The following is a 3,647-nucleotide window of genomic DNA, read 5'->3' on the forward strand; positions in this document are numbered from 1 at the left end:
AGCTCCGCTCGAGATGACAATTCGGAGAACAGCTTACTGTCATTTTGAGAATTTTTTTGAATCTATAGGCGAAGCAGAAAAAAGGGCTGTGAAGAAATAATTTATATTTTTTCACAGTCCCGTGGCACCGCAAGCGACGGAGGATAGGAGCGTTAGTTCTTTTCTCATATTTTTTTCGGACCTATCCTCAGCCCTTTCGGGCAGCTCCTTCCTGAGGAAGGAGCCTACGTTACGGGATTTGCGTACTGCCGCATGTATCACGCCAAGTATTCATTAGAATCAGCGGCCTGCAGAATTTATTCTGCGCCGCCAGGCGCCACCTTCATTTACAATTTAACATTTACCATTTCTCCGCCTCACTCAAAAAAACAGCAGAGCCTTTCCGGTTCTGCTGTTTTTTATCAGTTTCCTTCCAGCTCTGCCACACCGAGGGGCGGGCTTTCGAGGAATTTCACCTTTGGATTTCTCTGGGCCAGCCAGCCTGCCTGCCAGGCGTTGGGCAGGAGGTATACCGGCCGTTCACGGCGGTCGTAGACCACCATGGCGTTGTCGATGCCCACCAGTTCTTCCGGCGGCACGTCGCCTTCGGTCCAGCGGGCGGCGGTGAAGCCCAGGGGCTCCAGGTTCACCGATACGTTGTATTCGTTTTCCAGCCGGTATTTCATGACTTCAAACTGCAGCTGGCCCACGGCGCCGATAATGAAGGATTCCATAATGTAGGGCTGTTTGTACACCTGGATGGCCCCTTCCTGGGCCAGCTGGGTGACGCCGTTCAGGAACTGTTTCCTCTTCATGCTGCTTTCCGGAGAGAGCCGGGCGAAGAGTTCCGGTGGGAACACGGGGAAGTCGATGAAGGTGACGGGGTGCTTCTTTTCGCACACCGTATCGCCTACGCCCAGTTCACCGGTGTCAAATACGCCGATAATGTCGCCGGGGTACGCCTTTTCCACAGTCTGCCTTTCGGTGGCCAGGAACTGCTGGGGCTGGGAGAGACGAATCATTTTGCCGCTCTGGCGATGGAGGACGCTGACGCCCTTTTCAAAGACGCCGGAGCAGATGCGCATGAAAGCCACCCGGTCGTGGTGCTTGGGGTCCATGTTCGCCTGGATTTTGAAAACGAAGGCGGAGAAATTGGGGTCTTCAGGAGAAATGGTGCCTTCCAGTGTCTTTCTCGGTTCCGGCGGCGGCGCCAGCTCCAGGTATTTTTCCAGGAAAGGCTGTACGCCGAAATTGGTCATGGCGGAGCCGAAGAACATGGGAGTGAGCTCTCCTTTGGCCACCTTTTCTTCATCGAAGGGGTCCCCTGCTTCGTCCAGAAGCTCCAGGTCGTCCTTCAGGGACTGGATGATTTCAGGGCTTAAATGGGAGGTAATCTTTTCATCGTCCATTTTCCCGGAAATCACTTCCAGCTTCTTCACGCCGTGGGCGTTGTCCTTGATGAAGAGATGGCACATTTCCGTTTCCCTGTCGTAAATGCCGGTGTAATCGCCGTTCACGCCGATGGGCCAGTTCATGGGGCAGGAACGGATGCCCAGCACGTCTTCAATGTCCGCCATCAGGTCGAAGGGGTTCTTGCCAAAATGGTCGATTTTATTGACAAAGGTAAAAATCGGAATGCCCCGGTCCGAGCAGACCTTGAAGAGTTTCTTCGTCTGGGCTTCCACGCCCTTGGCCACGTCAATCACCATGACAGCGGAGTCCACCGCCATGAGTGTACGGTATGTATCTTCGGAAAAGTCCGCATGCCCCGGGGTGTCCAGGATATTGATGCGGCAGCCCTGGTAGTCGAACTGGAGCACGGAACTGGTAACGGAAATACCACGCTGTTTTTCGATTTCCATCCAGTCGGAAACCGCATAGCGCGCCGTCTTTCTTGCTTTGACGGACCCCGCCAGATGGATGGCTCCGCCGTAGAGCAGCAGTTTTTCTGTGAGCGTCGTCTTGCCGGCATCCGGGTGGGAAATGATGGCAAAGGTGCGGCGTCTCTTGATTTCTTCCAAATCAGTCATGTTTCACCTCAAAAATAAAATAAGCGTCATATCATTATACCCCATGGGAGAGGGATGTGGAAAGGGATTTTGTATTTTTGGAGCCCCTTCGCGGCTCCGGTGCAGAGGGTTGTGGGTGAAAGGTTCTTAAGATTGACCGGCCCACGGGGCCGCTGCGCGGCCCGGGTTCAGAGGGTTCATAAGGTTCAAAGGTTGGTAACTGTCAATCGTAAGAAAGGTCGCCTACGGGCGATCATGCCAACATAGAGTACCATTTCGACTTATCCTCCCGTACACCCTTTCCCGCTTCGCGGGGTTTTCCCATCAAGAGAAAACCAGGGCGTTACGAGATTTTTTTGTCGGTCATATATCATGATAAGCATTCAGATGAATCAGCTGCCTGTAGCCGCTTTTATACTGCGCCCGCTGGTGCTGTCTTCATTTACCATTTACCATTTACAATTTACAATTTAACATTTTCCTCAATCCCCTCCAACACAAAAAGGGCACCCCTGGGGTACCCTTTTTTCTGCTCTATCACAGTGTGAGCGCTCTTTCGAAGTGTTCTTTCAGAATCTTGATGGAGTGCTGGAGCTCTTTATTTTCTTCTTCCGTCAGGTGGAGTTCGATAATGTCTTCCACGCCGTCCTTGCCAACCTTGACCGGCACAGAGGCGAAGCTGCCGGTAATGCCGTATTCGCCGTCCAGGTAGACGGAGCAGGGCAGGATTTTGTGTTCGTCGTGGTAAATGGCCCGAACCAGTTCGGCGGTGGCGGAGGATACGCCGAATTCGGTGCAGCCCTTCTTGGCGTTTTCAATATTTCCTTCGTCATGGACCTTTTTCAGGATTTCTTCTTTGGAGTCCATGTGGTAAACGTCCGGCTTTTCCTTCAGCAGTTCATCGATGGGCTTGCCGGCCACTTTCACGTGGCTCCAGGGAATCATGCTGGAATCGCCGTGTTCGCCCAGAAGGTAGGCAGTGAGGGAGCGGCGGTTTACCTTGAGCTGGGTGGACAGCTGCATCTGCAGGCGGGCGGAGTCCAGGGCGGTGCCGGAGCCGATGATTTTTTTCTTCGGCCAGTCCAGCTTGTACTGCAGATATTCCGCGATAATGTCGCAGGGGTTAGAAATGGAAATGATAATGCCGTCAAAGCCCGATTTCTCAATGAGCGGCAGGAATTCCTTGCTGGTGGCAATGGCGCCGTCCATCATATCCAGCCGGTTCTGCCCTTTCTGGCGGGGTTTGCCGGAGGCATTGATGAGGATGTCCGCATCCTTCATGTCATCCATGGTGCCTGCGTAGGCTTCAAAATGATGGGGCTGGTAGCTCACAGCGTCCAAAAGGTCCAGGGATTCGCCGATGGCCTTGTCCATATTGGTATCATAGAAAACCACCTCATCCGCCAGTCCCTGTACCGCAAACTGGAGGGCCAGATGGGAGCCTACGTTGCCTGCTCCGATAATCCCGATTTTTCTAGTTTTGATTGACATAAGAATTCCACACTCCTTTTCTACCTGTAAGGAATTTCTTCCTTTCTCCTATATGGATTCTGCCTGGGGAAGCACTGATTAAATCACTATCTAGGGAAGCGCTGATTAAATCGTTGTTTGCTTTTATTCTTGAATTTTTATGCAATGCAAGGAATGAGGCGACGCGAA

3 protein-coding genes are annotated in these 3,647 nt (G+C 52.5%); all 3 read right to left on the bottom strand.

What is annotated here, in order from left to right; genetic code table 11:
* Nucleotides 1–401 precede the first annotated feature (401 nt).
* Complete coding sequence (locus tag QZQ29_RS09100) at nucleotides 402–2,009, bottom strand: peptide chain release factor 3 (RefSeq protein WP_296962558.1); 1,608 nt, start codon at nucleotides 2,007–2,009, stop codon at nucleotides 402–404.
* Between the two features lie 516 nt (nucleotides 2,010–2,525).
* The gene (locus QZQ29_RS09105; RefSeq protein WP_296962560.1) at nucleotides 2,526–3,479 is read right to left on the bottom strand and encodes an L-lactate dehydrogenase; all 954 of its coding nucleotides are present in this window, start codon (nucleotides 3,477–3,479) and stop codon (nucleotides 2,526–2,528) included.
* Nucleotides 3,463–3,647: hypothetical protein (locus tag QZQ29_RS09110; RefSeq protein WP_296962562.1), on the bottom strand; the 185-nt coding region annotated here is incomplete at its 5' end. The genes QZQ29_RS09110 and QZQ29_RS09105, both read right to left, overlap by 17 nt.

The organism is uncultured Dialister sp. (genome assembly GCF_900538805.1).
In the GTDB taxonomy this organism is placed as follows: domain Bacteria; phylum Bacillota; class Negativicutes; order Veillonellales; family Dialisteraceae; genus Dialister.